The 1173-nt window shown below is 65.1% G+C and carries 2 protein-coding genes; both read right to left on the bottom strand.

Features of this window, described 5'->3' with window-relative positions; translation table 11 throughout:
• Positions 1-32: 32 nt before the first annotated feature.
• Positions 33-461, bottom strand: coding sequence for an ExbD/TolR family protein (locus tag K344_RS0112050; protein ID WP_028080879.1), 429 nt, complete (start codon positions 459-461; stop codon positions 33-35).
• Between the two features lie 70 nt (positions 462-531).
• Positions 532-1173: MotA/TolQ/ExbB proton channel family protein (locus K344_RS21470; RefSeq protein ID WP_043114438.1), on the bottom strand; the 642-nt coding region annotated here is incomplete at its 5' end.

The following is a 1173-nucleotide window of genomic DNA, read 5'->3' as shown; positions in this document are numbered from 1 at the left end:
CCGAAGTGCCCTTCAAGGCACTTCGGAGCGGCTCACCCCCGCGGCGGCGGTTCGGTGATGAAGCCGATCTTGGCGATGCCGGCGCGCTGGCAGGTGAACACCACCTGGCCGATCGCCTGGTAGCGCGCGTCGCGGTCGCCGCGGATGTGCACTTCCGGCTGCGGAACCTTCACCGCTTCCACCTTCAGCCGGTCGAGCAGCGTCGGCAGGTCCGGTACCGCCTGGTTCGCCCAGTAGATCTGCCCGTCCTTGTCCACCGCGATCACGATGTTCTCGGGCTTGGTCTGCGTCGGCTGGTTGCGCTCCGCAGGCAGCTTCACCGGCACCGTGTGCGTCACCACCGGAATCGTGATCAGGAAGATGATCAGCAGCACCAGCATCACGTCCACCAGAGGCGTCGTGTTGATCGTGCTGTTCAGCGACTCCTCGCCTTCGTCGTCGCCGCCTACTTGCATCGCCATGTCGTTCTCCGTCCTGAAGCAAAGAGGCCGGCATCGGGACGCCATCCGTCCCGATGCCGCAGGTCTTCCTTTACTTGTCGGCGAGGCGCGAGCCCGACAGCAGCACGCTGTGCAGGTCGGCGGCGAACGCGCGAATCTTTTCCGACGCCGACTTGTTGCGGCGCACCAGCCAGTTGTAGCCCATCACCGCCGGCACCGCGACCGCCAGACCGATCGCCGTCATGATCAGCGCTTCGCCCACCGGACCCGCCACCTTGTCGATCGACGCCTGGCCCGAAATGCCGATCGCCGTCAGCGCGTGGTAAATGCCCCACACCGTGCCGAACAGGCCCACGAACGGCGCCGTCGAGCCCACCGTCGCCAGTACCGCCAGCCCGCCCTGCAGACGCGACTGGATCTCTTCCACCGAACGCGCCACCGTCATCGACACCCAGCTGTTCTTGTCGATCTGCTCCACCATCGTGCCTTCGTGGTGCTCGCTGGCCTTCACCCCGGTGTCGGCGATGTACCAGAACGGCGTGCCGGTCTTCAGCGCCGCAACCCCGTCCTTCACCGACTTGCTCGTCCAGAACCGGGCGTTCGCGTCCTTCGCCTGCCCGTACACCTTCTGCTGCTCGATCAGCTTCATGATCATGATGTACCACGTCGACGCCGACATGATCAGCATGATGATCAGTACGCCCTTCGCCACAAAGTCGCCCTGCGCCCACAA

This window comes from Solimonas soli DSM 21787, assembly GCF_000474945.1.
In the GTDB taxonomy this organism is placed as follows: Bacteria; Pseudomonadota; Gammaproteobacteria; order Nevskiales; family Nevskiaceae; genus Solimonas; species Solimonas soli.
The sequence above is the reverse complement of the archived record's forward strand: the minus strand, read 5'-3'. Positions and strand labels throughout refer to the sequence as shown.

Excerpts from the sequence above, each read along its gene's own strand:
- K344_RS0112050 (WP_028080879.1), bottom strand. The coding sequence starts at position 461 with ATGGCGATGCAAGTAGGCGGCGACGACGAAGGCGAGGAGTCGCTGAAC.